Source organism: Pleomorphomonas koreensis DSM 23070 (assembly GCF_000425185.1).
Taxonomy (GTDB): domain Bacteria; phylum Pseudomonadota; class Alphaproteobacteria; order Rhizobiales; family Pleomorphomonadaceae; genus Pleomorphomonas; species Pleomorphomonas koreensis.
Map to the genome: position 1 here is coordinate 1 of NZ_AULH01000065.1, position 1,737 is coordinate 1,737.

A 1,737-nucleotide genomic window follows, 5' to 3' on the forward strand; every position below is an offset into this window, starting at 1 on the left:
CCCCTGGGCGCGCAAGGACGGCGCGCCAGACGCCAAGAGCAGCGAAGACAACCCGATCGCGACACTCCAGCGCGAAATGAACCATGTGTTCGAGAACTTTTGGAACCGGGTCGGTCAGTTCGAATGGCCCTGGGGCAGCGGCGAAGCCAAATCCGACATGGTCGAGACCGACAACGCGATCGAAGTGTCGATCGAGCTGCCGGGCATGGAGATGAAGGACATCGAGGTGACGGTCAACGATGACATGTTGACTGTGAAGGGGGAGAAGAAGATCGAGCGCCAGGTGGAGAAGAAGGGGTATTACCTGTCCGAGCGCAGCTACGGCGCAATCTACCGGACAATTCCGCTCCCTCCCGGTGTGGATGGCGAAAAGGCGCAGGCATCCTTCAAGAACGGGGTTCTGACGATCAAGCTGCCCCAGACACCCGAGGCGCAGGCGAAGATCAAGCGCATCGATGTCAAGAACGGCTGATTTGCCACATTGGGTGTCGCCGGTTTGCGGCGTCCGCTCAGCTCCGTTTGATATCACGCCGTCTGGTGAGCCCCGGGGAGCCTGTTTCTCCGGGGCGGCTTTCGAGGGGGAATGATGAAAGACCTGAAACGATCCGGGCTAACCCGTGAACAATGGTCGGCGATGACGCTCTACGAGAAGTTCGAACAGGTCGTCATTTTCGTCCTCAGCGCCATCATTGCGGTTATCGTCGTGGCGTCGGTTTGGGCGCTGATGCGCGAGGTCGTGAACCGGTTGGTCTTGGGAGCGTTCGACACGCTCGATTACGCCACCTTCCAGGTGGTGTTCGGAATGATCTTCACCGTTGTAATTGCGCTCGAGTTCAAGCGCTCCCTTCTTGTGGCGACAGAACGCAGCTTCGGCATTCTCCAGGTCCGCACGATCGTGCTGATCGCGCTCCTCGCGATCGCGCGCAAATTTATCATCCTCGACCTTGGCGAGACGGAGCCAGCCAAGATTGCCGCCCTCGCGGGCGCGGCTCTTGCGCTCGGAGCAGTCCACTGGCTGGTGCGCGATCAGGACCGGCGCGAAGAGCCCGGTGCTAAAAATGCCGAAGGCGATCAATGAGCCGAAGCGTTTTCGTTCGACTTGTTTCATCAACCTCTCTCGCATGTCCCGGATCGACGCCTACGAGACCAAACAGGCTTAATTGAGAAGAGAGGATTTTCGGCTCATCGTAGCTCTATCAAAGGAAGCGAAGATGAGAAAGAAAACCGGGCCGCAGACATCGGGGGCCGAAAAGACAATCAAGGACATCCGGCGCGCGACGCGAAAGCATCACTCGGCGGAGGACAAAATCCGCATCGTGTTGGAGGGGCTGCGCGGCGAAGACAGCATTGCCGCGATCTGCCGCCGTGAAGGGATCGCCGAGAGCCTGTATTATAGCTGGTCCAAGGAATTCCTCGAAGCGGGCAAGAAGCGGCTCGCCGGAGACACTGCCCGCTCGGCCACCAGCGACGAAGTGAAAGCGCTGCGTCGTGAAAGCCGCGACCTGAAAGAGGCGCTGGCCGATCTCACCCTGGAAAACCGCCTGCTCAAAAAAAGCATGATCGCGGATGGGGGCGACGACGAATGAGATACTCCGCCACCGAGAAGCTTGAGATAATCCGGATCGTTGAGCAGTCGCACCTGTCGGGATCGTGTCCCAGGGCGTGGTGTAGCAGGGTAGCGGTGGTCACCAGTGTTTTCCGGTAGGGTCGGGTTGTTCAAGACCAACCTGAAGGACA

At 59.1% G+C, this 1,737-nt stretch carries 2 protein-coding genes and 1 pseudogene; all 3 read left to right on the forward strand.

The window, feature by feature from the left end; genetic code table 11:
* The coding region (locus tag H512_RS0120035; RefSeq protein ID WP_026784912.1) for an Hsp20/alpha crystallin family protein at positions 1 to 472 on the forward strand (472 nt) is incomplete at its 5' end.
* 114 nt (positions 473 to 586) lie between these two features.
* Positions 587 to 1,078, forward strand: coding sequence for a phosphate-starvation-inducible PsiE family protein (locus tag H512_RS0120040; protein WP_011982932.1), 492 nt, complete (start codon positions 587 to 589; stop codon positions 1,076 to 1,078).
* 133 nt (positions 1,079 to 1,211) lie between these two features.
* Positions 1,212 to 1,642 (forward strand): annotated as a pseudogene (locus H512_RS0120045) (transposase); the annotation flags it as partial.
* Positions 1,643 to 1,737 lie beyond the last annotated feature (95 nt).

Coding starts and splice junctions, on each gene's coding strand:
- H512_RS0120040 (WP_011982932.1), top strand. CDS start 587: ATGAAAGACCTGAAACGATCCGGGCTAACCCGTGAACAATGGTCGGCG.